The sequence below is a fragment of the Rossellomorea marisflavi genome (genome assembly GCF_001274775.1).
Classification (GTDB): Bacteria; Bacillota; Bacilli; order Bacillales; family Bacillaceae_B; genus Rossellomorea; species Rossellomorea marisflavi.
Window position 1 is genome coordinate 392,158 of the sequence record NZ_LGUE01000001.1, and the last position, 16,185, is coordinate 408,342.

At 48.2% G+C, this 16,185-nt stretch carries 17 protein-coding genes and 1 pseudogene; 15 read left to right on the forward strand and 3 right to left on the reverse strand.

Translation table 11 applies throughout. The features are described 5' to 3' along the window. Positions 1–119: 119 nt before the first annotated feature. On the reverse strand, positions 120–1,046 hold the full coding sequence (locus AF331_RS01930; RefSeq protein WP_053427740.1) for a Na/Pi symporter: 927 nt from the start codon (positions 1,044–1,046) through the stop codon (positions 120–122). A 322-nt stretch (positions 1,047–1,368) separates the two neighbouring features. On the opposite strand from AF331_RS01930, the gene rpsU reads away from it, so the two are divergent. The 5 genes from rpsU to AF331_RS01955 all read left to right on the forward strand — a co-directional run bounded on the left by rpsU (position 1,369) and on the right by AF331_RS01955 (position 5,002). Then, positions 1,369–1,542 (forward strand): 30S ribosomal protein S21, encoded by a 174-nt coding sequence (gene rpsU / locus AF331_RS01935; protein ID WP_032087602.1) that lies wholly within the window; start codon positions 1,369–1,371, stop codon positions 1,540–1,542. Between the two features lie 14 nt (positions 1,543–1,556). Then, positions 1,557–2,003: a GatB/YqeY domain-containing protein gene (locus AF331_RS01940; RefSeq protein ID WP_053426523.1), complete on the forward strand. Its 447-nt coding sequence runs from the start codon at positions 1,557–1,559 to the stop codon at positions 2,001–2,003. Positions 2,004–2,230: 227 nt separating this feature from the next. After that, a complete protein-coding gene (locus AF331_RS01945; RefSeq protein WP_412177702.1) occupies positions 2,231–3,535 on the forward strand; it encodes an NfeD family protein in 1,305 nt (434 codons plus the stop codon). Positions 3,536–3,554: 19 nt separating this feature from the next. After that, positions 3,555–4,550: a flotillin-like protein FloA gene (floA, locus tag AF331_RS01950; protein WP_285813756.1), complete on the forward strand. Its 996-nt coding sequence runs from the start codon at positions 3,555–3,557 to the stop codon at positions 4,548–4,550. Between the two features lie 26 nt (positions 4,551–4,576). After that, the gene (locus tag AF331_RS01955) at positions 4,577–5,002 is read left to right on the forward strand and encodes a hypothetical protein (protein WP_053426524.1); all 426 of its coding nucleotides are present in this window, start codon (positions 4,577–4,579) and stop codon (positions 5,000–5,002) included. A 467-nt stretch (positions 5,003–5,469) separates the two neighbouring features. On the opposite strand, the pseudogene AF331_RS01960 reads toward AF331_RS01955, so the two are convergent. Continuing rightward, positions 5,470–5,691 (reverse strand): annotated as a pseudogene (locus AF331_RS01960) (cupin domain-containing protein); the annotation flags it as partial. A 452-nt stretch (positions 5,692–6,143) separates the two neighbouring features. On the opposite strand from AF331_RS01960, the gene yqfC reads away from it, so the two are divergent. The 10 genes from yqfC to recO all read left to right on the forward strand — a co-directional run bounded on the left by yqfC (position 6,144) and on the right by recO (position 14,287). Further along, complete coding sequence (yqfC, locus tag AF331_RS01965; RefSeq protein ID WP_053426525.1) at positions 6,144–6,428, forward strand: sporulation protein YqfC; 285 nt, start codon at positions 6,144–6,146, stop codon at positions 6,426–6,428. Between the two features lie 12 nt (positions 6,429–6,440). Further along, on the forward strand, positions 6,441–7,628 hold the full coding sequence (yqfD, locus tag AF331_RS01970; protein ID WP_053426526.1) for a sporulation protein YqfD: 1,188 nt from the start codon (positions 6,441–6,443) through the stop codon (positions 7,626–7,628). A gap of 3 nt (positions 7,629–7,631) precedes the next feature. Then, complete coding sequence (locus AF331_RS01975; RefSeq protein ID WP_053426527.1) at positions 7,632–8,597, forward strand: PhoH family protein; 966 nt, start codon at positions 7,632–7,634, stop codon at positions 8,595–8,597. Between the two features lie 165 nt (positions 8,598–8,762). Beyond that, a complete protein-coding gene (locus AF331_RS01980) occupies positions 8,763–10,910 on the forward strand; it encodes an HD family phosphohydrolase (RefSeq protein WP_053426528.1) in 2,148 nt (715 codons plus the stop codon). Between the two features lie 2 nt (positions 10,911–10,912). Next, positions 10,913–11,386, forward strand: a complete 474-nt coding sequence (gene ybeY, locus AF331_RS01985) for an rRNA maturation RNase YbeY (protein WP_053426529.1) — start codon at positions 10,913–10,915, stop codon at positions 11,384–11,386. Continuing rightward, positions 11,367–11,750: a diacylglycerol kinase family protein gene (locus AF331_RS01990; RefSeq protein ID WP_053426530.1), complete on the forward strand. Its 384-nt coding sequence runs from the start codon at positions 11,367–11,369 to the stop codon at positions 11,748–11,750. Before ybeY ends, AF331_RS01990 begins: the two co-directional genes overlap by 20 nt. A 194-nt stretch (positions 11,751–11,944) precedes the next feature. Further along, complete coding sequence (locus AF331_RS01995; protein WP_053426531.1) at positions 11,945–12,343, forward strand: cytidine deaminase; 399 nt, start codon at positions 11,945–11,947, stop codon at positions 12,341–12,343. Next, a complete protein-coding gene (era, locus tag AF331_RS02000) occupies positions 12,336–13,241 on the forward strand; it encodes a GTPase Era (protein ID WP_053426532.1) in 906 nt (301 codons plus the stop codon). Before AF331_RS01995 ends, era begins: the two co-directional genes overlap by 8 nt. Positions 13,242–13,344: 103 nt before the next feature. After that, positions 13,345–13,488 carry a YqzL family protein gene (locus AF331_RS21680; RefSeq protein WP_079516415.1) on the forward strand — a complete coding sequence of 48 codons (144 nt, stop codon included), beginning with the start codon at positions 13,345–13,347 and terminating at the stop codon, positions 13,486–13,488. A 46-nt stretch (positions 13,489–13,534) separates the two neighbouring features. After that, positions 13,535–14,287, forward strand: coding sequence for a DNA repair protein RecO (gene recO, locus AF331_RS02005; RefSeq protein WP_053426533.1), 753 nt, complete (start codon positions 13,535–13,537; stop codon positions 14,285–14,287). Between the two features lie 105 nt (positions 14,288–14,392). On the opposite strand, the gene AF331_RS02010 is transcribed toward recO, so the two are convergent. Next, positions 14,393–15,769 (reverse strand): glycine--tRNA ligase, encoded by a 1,377-nt coding sequence (locus tag AF331_RS02010; RefSeq protein ID WP_152915522.1) that lies wholly within the window; start codon positions 15,767–15,769, stop codon positions 14,393–14,395. Positions 15,770–16,185 lie beyond the last annotated feature (416 nt).

Here is a 16,185-nt window from a genome sequence, read left to right on the forward strand (position 1 = left end):
GCTCTCGGGCTACCCGAGGGAAGCGTAGTCTTGCACAGAAATCATGAGAGGTATAAAGAACCTATACTAATATTCGATCGTCCTTTAATGGTATCTAATCGTTTTCACCTTTTTTATCCTCATCCTTTTGGACCGTGAATTCTTTCAACAAACCGGGCAAATCCTGAAGCGAACGGAAGGACCATGAGCGAGCAGACCAGGTTGAAGATGACACTGGCATGGGCAAGCTGCATATCCCCTGAAGAAGCCAAAGCTTGGACGCCTCTCGTTAAAAGGGGGATAAAGGGAATGAAAAGTCCGACACCTATGACGTTCAGCCATACATGTGCATAAGCCGTGAGCTTCGCCTCCCGCCCTCCTCCGAAGCTTGCCATGATGGCCGTGATGCATGTCCCGACGTTTGACCCAAGCATCACCGCTATGCCCGTATCGATCCCGATCGATCCTGCTGCAAGAAACCCCATGGCCACGCCTGTCACCACCGTGCTGGACTGGATGATGGCTGTGAGAAAACAGCCGACCAAGAGGGCGAGGAAAAGATGGCGATCCATGTTCTCCATATACCCTTTCACCGCAGGATGATGGGTAAGGGGTTCAGCCAGGCGCTGGATGCCCATGATGGCGGTGAAGATCAAGCTGAAGCCCACCAAGGTCATCCCGAGGCTCCTGCCATTCGTAGATCCGAACAAGAGGAGGATGGTCCCCACGACGGCGGCAGGGATAATGAGCATATTCAGGTTGAGTGTGAACATCTCCAACGTGAAGGTGGTTCCGATATTTGAACCCAGCATGATCCCGATTGTCTGTCTGAAGGGAATCATGCCCGAGGAAGCGAGTCCGACTGTCAACACCATGACCGCAGAGCTGCTGTGAATCAATGCTGTCAGGACCGTCCCGGTCAAGACCCCCCTGAACGGTGTATGGGTCAGGTAGTGGAGCCATCTCCGGATATTATCACTGGCGAGGTTGAACAGGCCCGTCCTCAGCCAGGTCATCCCGAATAGGAAGCAAGCGATGAAAAGAATGAAAGCCAACATATATCCCATGATAGGATCGTCCCCCTTCCGCCTTGAATAGAAGAGCATACTCAAATCTATGGGGAAACCGCGGAGGACATGCCTATTTATGTCCTGATTCGGGATAAATTGTTGACCTATCACATAGGATATATTATAATGGCAAAGTACATGGATTCCTTTTAGTACTTTATGGGATTCATCCAAGAAAGACATACACTTTCTGTCCCCTTGTGACAATGCAGCAAGGGAAGATCTTAAGTAAAGGGACATCCAATGTCCTTGGATTTGGTACAAACCATTTCTGACTTGAACATGTAAGTGTAGTGTGTTCGGAGGGAGGGAAAGAGAGATGTCAAAAACAGTTGTTCGTAAAAACGAATCGCTTGAAGATGCTCTTCGTCGCTTCAAACGCTCAGTTTCTAAAACAGGAACTTTACAAGAGTTTAGAAAGCGCGAATTCTATGAAAAACCAAGCGTAAAACGCAAAAAGAAATCAGAAGCAGCAAGAAAACGTAAGTTCTAAGAGAGGGTGTAACCATGAGTCTTCTCGATCGTTTAAATGATGATATGAAACAAGCGATGAAAAACAAAGAAAAGGAGAAGCTGTCCGTCATCCGCATGCTGAAGGCCTCACTTCAAAATGAAGCCATCAAGCACGGAAAACAGCAGCTCTCTGAAGACGAAGAGTTGACAGTCCTTTCTCGAGAAGTCAAACAACGGAAAGACTCCCTCCAGGAGTTTCAAAACGCAGGTCGTGACGATCTCGTGGAGAAACTCCAAGCAGAACTGACTTACGTCGAAATATATATGCCTGAGCAGCTTTCGGAAGAAGAAGTTTCAGCCATCGTCCAAGAGACGGTAGCAGAAGTGGGCGCTTCATCTAAAGCTGATATGGGCAGAGTGATGGGAGCGATCATGCCCAAAGTAAAAGGGAAAGCTGATGGGGCTCTCGTCAATAAACTTGTTCTTCACCATCTATCATAGGAAAAAGCCGGGAAGCAGTTGCTTGCCGGCTTTTTTAGTAAGTAGCATGCATCAACAGCCCCGCGGATCCTCTCCTGCAGATGTGGGCCCATCACGTCGCCTGGATCTCGTTCCACTCTTTCAATCAGAATCTGCCGCCTGAGAAAAAGTCAAAAAAGATGAAACCTAAGCCTCAACTCAAACGTACATAAGTCAGGGAATCATTCTAATGAAACGAGGGGGTCTGTTTGAAAAAAGGATTATTGGTTTTGTTCCTGTTCCTTTTGAGTTATTCGCTGATCCAGCCGTTGACGGGTGCCGCCGCCAAAGAGGCCTATGTGATCCCGGTCCACAAAGAAGTGGAACGCGGTCTGCATGCCTTCCTTGAACGTGCCGTCAAGGAAGCGGAAGATGCCGGGGCCGATGTGATCATTTTCGATCTCAACACACCGGGTGGTCTTGTGGATGCCGCGGGTGATATCGGTCAGCTCATGGATGGAATCGATACAAAGACAGTCGCCTTCGTTAATCATAAGGCATTGTCTGCTGGAGCGTTCTTGGCCCTTCACTCCGATGAAATCTATATGGTGCCGAATGGGCAATTCGGTTCTGCAGCCGTCATCGACCAGGAGGGCAACGCAGCGGATAAAAAAGCTCAGAGCTACTGGCTGTCTTCCATGAAAAGCGCTGCAGAATCCAAGGAACGTGATCCGAAGTACGCCATGGCGATGGCGGATGACTCTATGTCCATCCCCGAAGTCGACCTAGAGAAGGGTGAGCTGTTGACCCTGGGGTCCAGTGACGCCGAGAAAGTCGGATATTCCGACGGTACGGTAAACAATATGGATGAACTGCTTCAAAAGATAGGCGCTGAAGAGGATTCTGTTGTGAAGGTGGAAGAAACATTCGCAGAAAAGCTTGCCCGCTTCTTGACGAATCCGGTCGTCGTTCCGATCCTCCTGTCGCTTGCCAGCCTGGGGCTTATCGTAGAACTTTATTCTCCGGGGTTCGGGGTAGCAGGGACAGTCGGTATCAGCTCGCTCCTTTTATTCTTCTATGGTCATATGGTGGCGGGTCTCGCAGGGTATGAAACCCTCATCCTCTTCATCATAGGGATCGCACTGTTGATAGCAGAGTTTTTCCTTCCGGGAGGAATTGCCGGCACGCTCGGGGCCGCAGCCGTCATCGGCAGCATTTTTATGGCAGGAGGCGATTTTGTGCAAATGGGTTACTCGATTCTGATAGCCATCGCTGTAGCGATCGCCGCCATCATTCTGTATGTAAAGGTGTTTGGTAAAAAGATGAGACTATTCAATAAGATGATTTTGCGAGATTCAACATCCACGGAAAGCGGTTACGTTTCAAACGCCAACAGATTGGAACTCATCGGACGCGAAGGTATCACCAAAACGCCGCTCCGACCATCGGGCACCATCCTCGTCGACGACGAGCGGATCGATGCCGTCACCGAGGGAAGCTTCATCAAAGCAAATGAAAAGATTAAGATTGTAAAAGTGGAAGGTTCCCGTATCGTTGTAAGGGAAATCACCTAAATTATTGGAGGTTGTGTAAATGGTCATTGATACAAGTTCGATTCTCTTGATTGCCGCCATCGTGGTGGGAATCATCATCCTATCCATCCTATTCACGTTCGTCCCTGTCATGCTGTGGATTTCAGCACTTGCAGCAGGTGTCAAGATCAGTATCTTCACGCTGATCGGTATGAGACTGAGAAGGGTTATCCCGAGCAGGGTCATCAATCCGTTGATCAAAGCTCACAAAGCCGGTCTGCAAGTATCCATCAACCAGCTTGAAAGTCACTATCTTGCAGGTGGTAATGTCGACAGGGTCGTCAATGCCCTGATCGCTGCCCACCGTGCCAATATCGAATTGACATTCGAACGTGGAGCCGCGATCGACCTTGCCGGAAGGGACGTACTAGAAGCTGTTCAGATGAGTGTTAATCCGAAGGTCATCGAAACACCATTCATCGCAGGTGTGGCGATGGACGGGATTGAAGTGAAAGCGAAAGCACGTATCACCGTCCGTGCCAATATCGACCGACTCGTCGGTGGTGCCGGTGAGGAAACCATCGTTGCCCGTGTAGGGGAAGGGATCGTTTCCACGATCGGTTCTTCCGACAATCATAAAAAGGTACTGGAAAACCCTGATTTGATTTCGCAGACAGTCCTATCCAAAGGATTGGATGCAGGAACGGCTTTTGAAATCCTGTCCATTGATATCGCGGACGTGGATATCGGTAAAAACATCGGTGCCGAGCTTCAAACAGAGCAGGCAGAAGCGGACAAAAACATTGCCCAGGCAAAAGCGGAAGAAAGACGGGCGATGGCCGTAGCGAACGAACAGGAAATGAAAGCGAAAGTCGAAGAAATGAGAGCGAAAGTTGTGGAAGCAGAAGCAGAGGTACCGCTTGCCATGGCGGAAGCTTTACGTTCAGGCAATATGGGCGTCATGGATTATATGAACCTTAAGAACATCGATGCCGATACGGACATGAGAGATTCCATCGGTAAAATGACCGGGGACAAACACGATACGGATAAGTAAGTCCCTGAAGGAAAGGAGATGCCTTCATGGAAGGGCTGATATTTGCGATCGTCATCGGTCTGATCTCCGCCTTTTTCGGCCGTAATAAAGAAAAGGGAAAGGATCAGACGAACAGACCCCGTACGCCGAACCCGGGCAGCAATCCTTCCCGGTCACCTGAAATCGAACAAACAAAAGCCAGAGTCGAAAAACAAGTCAAAAAGAGTGCCGCAAACCTTCAGACGCGTTTTGAAGAGAAGAAGGCCACCGCTGCGAATACGATTACCGAGACCTGGAAAGAAGAGGAGAAACAGTTATCGAAGCAGATGGAGAAAACATTGGCAAAGGCTGAAACCATTCGGAAGAAGCACATCGACCTTGATTTTCACAATCAGGATGATGTAGTGAAAGGGTTCATTTACTCCGAAGTTTTCGGAGCGCCAAGGTCGAGAAGAAGGCATCAACGAAAATAATAAACTGTGAACAGAGCGCCACAAAAAGTGGTCCACTTTTCAGAGGAATCTAGAAAGGGTGAGGTGCAATTTTAACCTCACCCTTTTTCTTTTGGTGAAATGACCTTGGAAGTTTCCGGAAACCTAGAGGGTCTATAATGAGGAAGAGGCTGAGACAAATATGTTTTACATTCGTTTAATGAACATTCAAATTTCATCGTTTCCAGCGGTTGATCGGAGTGCAAGACGAAGACTCCTGCGGGAAGAGTAGCTGATGTGAGACCCAGCAGGCGTGNCAGACCCAGCTGCCGAGGAGGCTCACGGGCTACCCGCGGAAAGCGAAGTCTTGCACGGAGATCATGAACGGTAGTAAGATCCTATACTGGTCGTGTTCAGCATTAAAGGGGCCTTTTTAAGTTTTGTCCCATCCTCTTCTAGAATTGAGGAAGGATAACAGGCGGACGATTACTTCGGGAATCGCCATACCTCTACATGTTTTTGCTTTGCTGAAGAAGCTTTGATGCACCTGTACGTTCCCATTCTTCCACCGTTTTATATGCTTTTTCTGGCGAGTACCCTTTTCCCACTAGGACGCCCATCAATATAAATTCCTGAAGAATGTGGGTGGCATTTATTCCCCTTTTGACATCTTCCAGCCCTTCATTGACCAGAAAGTCCGTGTGAGTAATCCACTCATCAGGTGTTCTGCCGAAATACATGGCATTTTTTTCATTCCTGTCTTCTATAGCCATGTCCCTTTCCGGCACAGGAACAGGTTGGTGGTAAGTGGTGGAGGAACTCACGAACCGTCCAGGGCCATAGTGGTGAAGCGGATAGGCGGGATCACCATGATGATAGTAGGGTGGATGATATGTGTGTCTTTCAACAGGACCGTTCACATAAGAGGGAATGGACCCGGTATGCCAGGAGTAGACGTGTGAATGGTAGCTCCTATTTGGATAATACATGTTTCTCAATCCCTTCAACGTTTTCGGAATATCCTATGCTGTTCAATGGGTGAACGTACTTCATTCCGAAAGGCGGGGTGATCTTGGCTGCGTTGGTGGTTGAACGCTTTTAGGAAACCCGGTTTTTATACAATGGCCATACATATATCTCCCGATTCATTCATACGTATGAGATGAAAGGGGGTTCTTTTTTTATGGCAAAAAACTGGCTCCAGGAGATGCGCAAATGGATGACGGAGAAGATGGATCTACCGGAAGATGTCATGATGGACCTACCCCGCATCACAATGATTGGACAAATCCATATTTATATAGAAAACCACAGGGGGCTCCTGACTTTTGCGGATGATGAAGTGAGATTGCTCCTTAAGCAGGGGCAGCTTCTGATCAAGGGGGAACAGTTTGTGATCAAAATCATCCTTCCTGAGGAAATCCTCTTACAGGGGAAAGTCGTCGAAGTAATCTATTTAGATGAGTAGGGGGAACGGACTTTGAAGAATCAATGGGTCACCTTTATCAATGGCAAGGTCATGGTTAAGATCGAGGGTAGGGTGATGGAACCTGCACTGAACGCCTTATTGAAGGCAGGGATCCCGGTATGGGATGTAAAACGGAAGGCAACGGGAGCCATCACATTCCAGATCGCATTCAGTGATGTACATAAGCTGAGGCATGCTGTGCGACCGTTCGACTGCAGGGTTTCCTTCCTGAAAGGGGAAGGGGGGCCGTTCCTTTTGAAACGGATATGGAAGAACTCGGGTTTCCTTGCGGGAGCCCTCGCTTTCTTCGCCATCATTTTCATCCTCTCGAATATGATCTGGGGAATCGAGATCAAGGGGGCGTCCCCGGAAGTTGAGCATCAGATGAGGAAAGAATTGAAGTCGCTGGGACTGTCCACCGGTAAAACGCAGTTTACGGTGCCTGATGTGGAAACCATCCAGAGGGAATTATCGTATCGCATGGATAATATCACATGGGTCGGTGTGGACCTTAAGGGGACAACCTTCCACTTCCAAGTAGTGGAGAAAAACGCTCCAGAGCCAGGGGAAGTAACGGGTGCACAGCACCTTGTGGCTAGCAAGAAAGCGGTCATCGTCCGTATGTTCGTCGAAGAGGGTGATCCGAAGGTGGCAGTCACCGATTATGTGGAAAAGGGACAGCTGCTTGTATCCGGCTTGATCGGTACCGAGGATAAACCCAAGGGCGTACCTGCTAAAGGCGAAGTCTTCGGGGAAACCTGGTATAAGACGAGTGTCGATCTGCCCCTCCATTCAACATTTTCCGTCTTTACAGGAAACGAAAAGAGACGTTTCCACGTGGGGATTTTCGGGTGGAAGCTTCCTGTATGGGGATTCGGGGATCCGGAATATAAGGATTCCGTGAAAGAAGAGAATACAAAACGGCTCCGCTTTCTGAAGTGGGAAACGCCGATTGCCATAACCGACACCTCCATCAAAGAGAAAGAAGTGGTGGACCGCACATATACAAAAAAACAAGCTCTTGCAGAAGCAAGGAAGCTTGCACGGAACAACCTTCTATCCCAACTTCCGGACGATGCGGAAATAAAGGGAGAAAAAATTTTGCATGAGAAGTTCGAGAATGGTAAAGTTAGGGTAACCATTCACTTTAAGGTAATAGAAAACATTGCAGTAGGACAACCACTCATTCAAGGAGACTAGCGAATGTCAGACGAAATCTTAATGAAATTGCAGCTTGAGAACCCGAATGAAGCCGTCGCGCTCTTTGGGGTATCGGATTCACATTTAAAATTGTTGGAAACGGAACTCAGCGTTTCAATCGTCACCCGGGGAGAGGAGCTTCTCGTATCCGGTAAGGACGAAGAGGTGCGCCTGACGGTCGAAATTGCCGATCAGCTTGTGGCCGTTATCCGAAAAGGCATCAACATCAGTTCAAGGGATGTGCTGTATGCCATTGAAATGGGGAAACAAGGGACGCTTGAGTATTTTGCGGACCTTTATCAAGAAGAAATCACAAAGAATGCCAAGGGGAAATCAATCAGGGTCAAGACCCTTGGTCAACGACAATATATCCAGGCAATCAGGAAGAAAGATCTTGTCTTCGGCATCGGCCCAGCCGGTACAGGGAAGACCTATCTCGCAGTGGTCATGGCCGTGCATGCCATGAAAAACGGTCAGGTGAAGAAGATCATCCTCACACGGCCAGCGGTGGAAGCCGGAGAAAGCCTCGGCTTCTTGCCTGGTGACCTGAAGGAGAAGGTGGATCCCTATCTAAGGCCGCTCTATGATGCCCTTCACGATGTGCTGGGAGCGGAGCATACTGCCCGCCTCATCGAGAGAGGCACCATCGAGATTGCCCCCCTTGCCTATATGAGGGGACGGACCCTGGATGATGCCTTTGTCATCCTGGACGAAGCCCAGAATACGACCAAGGCACAGATGAAGATGTTCCTGACCCGATTAGGGTTTGATTCCAAGATGGTCATCACCGGTGACCGTTCCCAGGTAGACCTTCCCCGTGGGAGTGAATCGGGTTTGATTTCATCGGAAAAGATCCTTAAGGACGTCAGGGGAGTGGAATTCATCTACCTTGAGCAGGCGGATGTGGTCCGTCACCCTCTCGTGGCGAAAATCATCGATGCATACGAAAAAAACGAACAACAAGGATAATACCAGGATTGATCTCGCGCGTCATGTCGCCATGCGCGGCGAGGATCAATCTTTTTTGTACCCTTTTATACATAGATAAATAAGTAAAAAACTGCTATCATTTTACATATGTATTTCTTGGACCGGCTGTATGTTGCCGGTAACCGTTACAACAGGGGGGTCACTATGCGCACACACCCGTTATTGAATAAGATAAGAAGCATCCTAAGCTACAGACTATTCACAAACCTGCTATTCATCCTCCTCGGGCTCATCGTCTTCGGGGTCCTATATGGAAATGTTAAACCGAAAACCCTGGATATCCATTTGTACGAAGAAGCACAGACGACCATCAGGGCGCCGAAGAAATTCGTCGATGCCGAAGCGACGGAGAAAAAGAAACAAGAAGCGGAAATGGAGGTCGGGAAGGTGTATACCCCGAAGGAAGGGGCCATCGACAATTCCAATACCCTGGTCCATTCCATGATCGAGAGCGTCAAGGACGTGAAGAAACAATACGAGGAAAAGAACCGGGATGATCTGAAGCCTCCTTCCAAAAAAGATCTGAACGATCAGCTCAATCAGCTGAAAGAGAAGCTGCCGAAGGAAAACGATGCAGCTGATACGCTGAAGGATGATCGCTTGTTGACCATGCTCGAAGCATCAGGCGAAGACCTTGACCGCGTCGAAACGGTGGTATCCACCCAGATGCAGGTGATCATGGAGGACCACGTCAAGGAAGAGGACCTGAAGGAAGCACGCTTGGAACTCGAACAGCGGATTTCCAAATTTTCATTCAACGGCAATCTCCTTCAGGTGGCCATCGATCTCGGGAACCTGGCCCTCGAGCCAACGGAATATTATGATAAAGAAAAGACGGAAGAACTGAAGAAACAGGCGGTTGCAAATGTCAGTTCCGTGGAAATCATTGAAGGCGGTGTCATCGTAGAAGACGGAGAACTCGTGACGCCGAAAAAATACGAAATCCTGAAGGCGCTCGGGATGGTCGACAACAGTTTCTCTGTTAAACCATTCCTCGGTCTCGCGATCTTTGTAATCGTCATCATCGGATCATTGTATTACTTCTTCTACACCCTTCAGATCACGGAAGAAAGAAAGCAGAACTATCTGCTGCTCACAAGCATCATTTTCGTCATTTCCCTGCTGATCATGAAGATTGTCGGTCTTCTTGAGCAGCTTCAGTTCAATGATATTGCCTACATACTCCCTGCAGCGTTCAGCGGGATGATCCTCAGGATCCTGTTGAACGAGCGGATCGCCATGATGATGGTCTTCATCCTGTCTGCCTGCTCGAGTGTGATCTTCCACCATCCGTTCACGGGTGCGATCGATTTTGAAATCGCCATTTATACCCTGTTCAGCGGGGTTGCAGGGGTGTTATTCCTTGTGAGCAAGAATCAACGGTCCAATATTCTCCGTGCCGGTCTTTTTGTTGCCCTGGTTAACGTATTGGTCCTTGCGTTCTTGATCCTGCTTAGTGGGACATCCTATACGAATACGGAGTATCTCTACTACTTCATATTTGCATTGATCTCAGGAGTGGGTTCATCCATTTTCACAATCGGATTCCTTCCCTTTTTCGAAGCAGGCTTCGGGATCTTGTCTTCCATGCGACTCATGGAGCTCTCGAGACCGACCCAGCCACTTCTGAAGAAGCTGCTGACCGAGGCTCCTGGTACGTATCACCACAGCGTCATGGTGGCCAATCTCGCCGAATCTGCGTGTGAAGCCATCGGAGCCAACGGCCTTCTTGCACGCGTCGGATGTTATTATCACGATGTCGGTAAATCGAAGCGGCCCCAGTTCTTCATCGAAAATCAGATGAATAGAAAAAATCCACATGACCGGGTATCGCCTGAAACGAGCCGGGATGTTATCATTAGTCATACGACGGACGGAGCAGACATGCTGAGGAAGCACAAGCTTCCTAAAGAGATCATCGATATCGCCGAGCAGCACCATGGGACCACGCTTTTGAAATTCTTTTATTATAAGGCGAAAGAACAGGGGAAAGATGTGAAGGAAGAGGAGTATCGTTATCCTGGTCCGAAGCCGCAAACCATCGAGGCTGCGATCATCTCGATCTCGGATAGCGTGGAAGCTGCCGTACGCTCAAAGTCGTCTCCCACACAGGAGGAGATCAAGAACCTGATTCATTCCATCGTCCAGGACAGGCTCCAGGATGGCCAGTTCAATGAATGTGATATTACACTGAAACAACTGGAGCAAGTGAAAAGGGCCCTGTGCGAGACATTGAACGGGATCTTCCATCCAAGGATAGAATACCCGGAAGAACAAGCAAAAGGAGAATGAACATGATCTTGAATATTGATATGATAGATGAAACGGAAGAGATATCGGATAAGGATTCGGAGCTCGTCTTGTCCATCCTGGATTTTGCCGCAGGCAAAGAGGGGATCGAAGAAGGAAGTGAAGTGTCCGTCACCTTCGTGTCCAATGAACGGATCCGTGAAATCAATCGGGATTACCGTGAGAAGGATCAGGCGACGGATGTCATTTCCTTCGCACTCGAAGAACTTGGAGAGGACGAAGTGGAAATCATCGGGGAAGGCATGCCGCGGATCCTCGGAGACATCGTGATTTCCATCGAACGCACGCGAGAGCAGGCGGAGGAATACGGGCATTCTTTCGAAAGGGAACTGGGCTTCCTCGCCCTTCATGGGTTCCTCCATCTGCTTGGATACGACCATATGGAGAAAGAAGACGAAGAGAGGATGTTCCAGAGACAAAGGGATATCCTGGACGCCTATGGACTCCAAAGGGGCTAAGGGCGGCTTCAAGAAGCTGATGAGGTCATTCGGCTATGCATCGGAAGGGGTGGTGAGCGCTTGGAAGTCCGAGCAGAACTTCAGAATCCATACATGCATGGGCATGATTGTCCTCGTCATGGCGGCGTTGCTCCACGTGTCAAAAGTGGAATGGATGGTCATCCTCATCCTGATCTTCCTGATGCATTCCCTCGAAATGGTGAATACGGCCATCGAAAAGGCGGTTGACCTTTCTACCCCGGATTATCATCCCCTAGCCAAGTTGGCCAAGGACCTGGGTTCGGGGGCCGTGCTGCTTTTTGCCATCTGTTCGGCTATTATCGGCTTGATCATTTTCATACCGAAAATAGTGGCGATTTTTTAAATCCATGTCCCCTTTTTGGGGACATTTGATTTTCCGGTCTGAAAGCGTTTTAATGGAGGAAGGGAAAAGAGAACAGGAAGGATAAGTTGTTTGAATTATCTAACTATTTATTAACAATTTGATAACATCCCATGTCATTTCAGAAAAAGTGTAGTAAAATGAAGGGGTAAGGGAAAAAGGAGAGAATCAAACGAATGAATGTAGAACAAATGATAATAGAAGCAAAGGCAGCAAGAGAACTAGCATACGTCCCTTATAGTCGGTTTCAGGTAGGGGCAGCCCTCCTCACAAAGGACGGAAAGATCTATCGTGGATGCAACATCGAGAACGCGGCATACAGCATGTGCAATTGCGCTGAGCGCACCGCCTTATTCAAGGCGTACTCAGAAGGAGATAAAGATTTCTCCATGCTTACCGTCGTAGCGGATACGAAGAGACCGGTCCCTCCATGTGGAGCGTGCCGTCAGGTCATTTCGGAGCTTTGTCCGAAAGACATGCGGGTCGTTCTTACCAATCTGAACGGAGATGTTCAGGAACTGACAGTTGCAGAGTTGTTGCCGGGAGCTTTTTCACCGGAGGATTTACATGAGTAATCAGTACAAATCAGGTTTTATTTCCATCATCGGAAGACCGAACGTCGGGAAATCGACATTCTTGAACCGTGTCATCGGCCAGAAAATTGCCATTATGAGCGATAAGCCACAAACGACCCGTAATAAAGTACAGGGAGTCTATACGACCGATGAAGCGCAGATGATCTTCATCGATACACCGGGAATCCATAAACCAAAGCATAAACTTGGGGATTTCATGGTCAAGATCGCACAGAATACCCTGAAGGAAGTCGATGTGATCCTTTTCATGATCAATGTCGAAGAAGGCCTAGGCAAAGGTGATCACTATATCATCGAGAAGCTCAAAGGAGTCAAGACACCCGTCTTCCTCATTTTGAATAAGATCGATCAGGTTCATCCAGATGAGCTTTTACCGATCATCCAGAAATATAACGAACTGTATCCATTCGCGGCCACCGTGCCGATTTCAGCCCTTGAGGGGAATAATGTCGACCAGCTCCTTGGATTATTGAAGGACCGCCTGCCGGAAGGGCCTCAATTTTATCCAGCCGATCAGGTCACGGACCATCCGGAGCGTTTCATCGTATCCGAGCTCATCAGGGAAAAGGTGCTGCATCTGACCCGTGAAGAGATTCCGCACAGCATTGCAGTCGTCATCGACAAGATGGAGAGGAAAGACTCCAATAACCTCATCGACGTCCTTGCCACGATCATCGTCGAACGTGATTCACAGAAAGGGATCGTCATCGGTAAACGTGGAGCCATGCTGAAAGAAGTCGGCAAGAGAGCCAGGATCGATATCGAAAATCTCCTGGGATCGAAGGTTTATCTGGAGCTTTGGGTGAAGGTCCAGAAAGATTGGCGCAACCGTGCTTCGAACCTGAAAGACTACGGCTTCAATGATGATGAATATTGATCTCTGGATTAACAATATTTAGAACACATCAAATCTGCTGGAAATGCTCACTCTAATCACATGAAAGGTCTTACTAGCTTAAATCCAGAAAGGTGGGTTTTATATGTTAGACTTAACCTGGAAGTTCTTTTCGCAAACAGGAAGTATCGACACGTATCTGCTTTTTAAAGAACTCGAAAAAGATTCAAGTGATGAAATAACAGGATTTGATGAGGAGAATTCAGAAGCGGATTTTCCCATAACGTAAACGAGTTTGTCATCACCCGGACAAATGGACGTCGGGAGGTGGCCTTATGCTACAGAAATGTGAAGGAATCGTCATCAGGACGAATGACTACGGCGAAACGAATAAAATCGTTACCGTCTTTTCAAGAGAATTTGGTAAGGTGGGACTGATGGCTCGCGGTGCTAAGAAGCCCAACAGCCGTCTTTCCGCCATATCACAGTTATTTACATATGGCTATTTCATGTACATCAAAGGAAACGGTCTCGGTACCCTTCAACAGGGGGAGATGGTGGAGTCACTCCGTCATATCAGGGAAGATTTATTCAAAACCTCCTACGCCACCTACATGGTGGAGCTGCTGGATAAGGCAACGGAGGACCGGAAGCCGAATCCCTTCCTGTTCGAGCTTCTCCACCAATCCCTGCATTATCTTGATGATGAAGTGGATCCAGAGATCCTCGTCCATATCTTTGAAATGAAGATGCTGCCGGTCTTGGGGCTTTATCCGAACCTCGATGGGTGCTCTGTGTGCGGTGAGAAGGAAGGGACCTTCTCCTTCTCATTCCGGGAAAATGGATTCATCTGCCACCGGTGCGTCCACAAGGATCCCCACGCTCTTCCTTTGAAGCAGGGGACGGTCAAGTTACTAAGGGTCTTTTATTACTTTGATATCAATCGGTTGGGGAATGTATCGGTGAAGGATGAAACAAAGGCTGAATTAAAAAAGGTCATCCGGACCTATTACGATGAATACTCCGGTCTGCACTTGAAATCAAGAAGATTCCTTGACCAGATGGACAACCTGAAGGATTTATTCTAGTGTGATGTGAATAGAGTGAGAAGGACCGCCCCTTTTGCCGGGAGCGGTCCTTTTGTTGGATTGAATGGAAAAGACCTCCACGCCAAGCGTGGAGGTCTTGTTTGATTAGAAGTTAATTTTACCATCCAGGAAGCTTTTTACTTCGCTGATCGGCATGCGAACCTGCTCCATCGTATCACGATCGCGGACCGTCACTTGTCCGTCTTCAGCAGAATCAAAGTCATACGTAATGCAGAACGGCGTACCGATCTCATCTTGACGGCGATAGCGTTTCCCGATGGAAGCCGTCTCATCGAAGTCGATCATCAGTTCTTTGGAAAGCTCTTCATACACCTTGAACGCATCATCCGATAGCTTCTTCGAAAGCGGAAGTACGGCTGCCTTGTATGGTGCAAGTGCAGGGTGGAAGCGGAGGACCGTACGGGAATCATTTTCAAGCTCCTCTTCTTCGAATGCATCACATAGGAAGGCAAGTGTCACACGGTCAGCCCCGAGGGAAGGCTCGATGCAATAAGGTACATATTTTTCATTGGTTTGCGGGTCCATGTAATGGAAGTCTTCATTCGAATGCTCCATATGGCGCTTCAAATCGAAATCTGTACGGTCGGCAACACCCCATAGTTCGCCCCATCCGAACGGGAATTTGTACTCGATATCGGTTGTCGCGTTACTGTAGTGGGACAGTTCGTCTTCGTCGTGATCGCGAAGGCGCATATTGTCTTCGTTTAGACCAAGGTTCAGCAACCAGTTCTTACAGAATTCGCGCCAGTAAGAGAACCATTCAAGATCTTCACCGGGCTTACAGAAGAATTCAAGCTCCATCTGTTCGAATTCGCGTGTTCTGAACGTGAAGTTACCAGGCGTGATTTCATTTCGGAAGCTCTTTCCGATCTGTGCAATACCGAAAGGCATTTTTTTACGCATGGAACGCTGTACGTTCTTGAAGTTGACGAAGATTCCCTGGGCCGTTTCCGGACGAAGGAAGATTTCATTCGTTGAGGATTCCGTTACACCCTGATGCGTTTTGAACATCAAGTTGAACTGACGGATTTCTGTGAAATCCTGCGCTCCACAGTCAGGGCAGACGATTTCATGTTCCTTCATGATCTCTTCCATCTTCTCGAACGGGAGGCCGTCGACAATCATCTCCATCCCCTTTGCTTCAAGGGCATTCTCGATCAGTTTATCGGCACGATGACGGGTTTTGCATTTTTTACAATCGATCATCGGATCATTGAAGTTCCCGACGTGGCCGGAAGCTTCCCATGTTTTGGGGTTCATGAGGATGCTGGCATCAAGACCGACATTATAAGGGGATTCCTGAACGAATTTTTTCCACCATGCTTTCTTGATGTTGTTCTTCAGCTCCACGCCAAGGGGACCGTAATCCCATGTGTTGGCAAGGCCACCGTAGATTTCGGATCCTGGGAAGACGAATCCGCGGTGCTTTGCAAGGTTCACTACTTGTTCCATCGACATAATCTGTCACTCCTTTTTTGGATAAGGGTGCCGGGCAATAAAAAAAGCTCGTCTCCAGGCACTATTGGCCTAGGGACGAGCTTTGGCTCGCGGTTCCACCCTAGTTGATATGCAAAAGGCATATCCACTTTCGATTGTATGAGCTCGGGATCGCCGTTTCTCCGCTGTTCCGGGCTTCCACCATCCCCGGTCGCTTAAGGCTGCGGTTACTTATCTATCCGTCATTGCTTACGTTATGAATGTGTTAGCTATTTTATCATGGGATTTTCTTCTTGACAACCATTGTTCGCTCAAAGTGAAAAAGAGTTGATGTTTCCCTGGAAACAGGATACTCTTTTACAGGTCTAATATTCCAATATAGTTTACACATAAAGGGAAAAGATAATACTCTTTTCATTTTGACTCATTAGTATATAATA

Coding starts and splice junctions, on each gene's coding strand:
- AF331_RS01940 (WP_053426523.1), top strand. CDS start 1,557: ATGAGTCTTCTCGATCGTTTAAATGATGATATGAAACAAGCGATGAAA.
- AF331_RS01955 (WP_053426524.1), top strand. CDS start 4,577: ATGGAAGGGCTGATATTTGCGATCGTCATCGGTCTGATCTCCGCCTTT.
- AF331_RS01995 (WP_053426531.1), top strand. CDS start 11,945: ATGAATGTAGAACAAATGATAATAGAAGCAAAGGCAGCAAGAGAACTA.
- AF331_RS21680 (WP_079516415.1), top strand. CDS start 13,345: ATGTTAGACTTAACCTGGAAGTTCTTTTCGCAAACAGGAAGTATCGAC.
- yqfC (WP_053426525.1), top strand. CDS start 6,144: ATGGCAAAAAACTGGCTCCAGGAGATGCGCAAATGGATGACGGAGAAG.
- AF331_RS01930 (WP_053427740.1), bottom strand. CDS start 1,046: ATGGGATATATGTTGGCTTTCATTCTTTTCATCGCTTGCTTCCTATTC.
- rpsU (WP_032087602.1), top strand. CDS start 1,369: ATGTCAAAAACAGTTGTTCGTAAAAACGAATCGCTTGAAGATGCTCTT.
- recO (WP_053426533.1), top strand. CDS start 13,535: ATGCTACAGAAATGTGAAGGAATCGTCATCAGGACGAATGACTACGGC.
- floA (WP_285813756.1), top strand. CDS start 3,555: ATGGTCATTGATACAAGTTCGATTCTCTTGATTGCCGCCATCGTGGTG.
- ybeY (WP_053426529.1), top strand. CDS start 10,913: ATGATCTTGAATATTGATATGATAGATGAAACGGAAGAGATATCGGAT.
- AF331_RS01980 (WP_053426528.1), top strand. CDS start 8,763: ATGCGCACACACCCGTTATTGAATAAGATAAGAAGCATCCTAAGCTAC.
- AF331_RS01990 (WP_053426530.1), top strand. CDS start 11,367: ATGGACTCCAAAGGGGCTAAGGGCGGCTTCAAGAAGCTGATGAGGTCA.
- era (WP_053426532.1), top strand. CDS start 12,336: ATGAGTAATCAGTACAAATCAGGTTTTATTTCCATCATCGGAAGACCG.
- AF331_RS01975 (WP_053426527.1), top strand. CDS start 7,632: ATGTCAGACGAAATCTTAATGAAATTGCAGCTTGAGAACCCGAATGAA.